At 71.1% G+C, this 461-nt stretch carries 1 protein-coding gene; it reads right to left on the reverse strand.

Annotated features, from left to right (window positions below; all coding sequences use genetic code 11):
• Window positions 1-461 (reverse strand): ketoacyl-synthetase C-terminal extension domain-containing protein (locus AC4IJH_RS43700; protein ID WP_490857595.1); only part of this gene is annotated, 461 nt, incomplete at both ends.

Consider the following 461-nt stretch of genomic DNA (forward strand, 5'->3'; position numbering starts at 1 on the left):
TGGGCGAACACCGGGAACCGGCCGTACAACTCCCGGCCCATCCCCACCCGCTGCGCACCCTGACCCGAGAACAGCACCGCGAGCGGGCGGCCCGTCTCCGCGCGGCCACGGGCCGCCTCGGCCAGTTCGCCGTCGGGGCTCTGTGCCAGCAGCACCGCGCGGTGCTCGAAGACCGAACGGCCCGCGGCGAGCGAGAACCCCACATCCACCGGTGGTGATGTGCCCTTCAGCGACGAGATGCGCTCGATCTGCGCCGCCAACGCCTCCTCGGACTTGCCCGACACCAGCCACGGCACCACAACGGGCGCCAACTCCGGTGCCACCAAAGGCTCTTCGGACCGTTCCGCCTGTTCCACGATCACATGCGCGTTGGTGCCGCTGATTCCGAACGAGGACACGCCCGCCCGCCACGGCCGGTCGGCCTCGGGCCACTTCCGAGCCTTCGTCAGCAGCTCCACCGC

Source organism: Streptomyces sp. UF-297 (genome assembly GCF_058245575.1).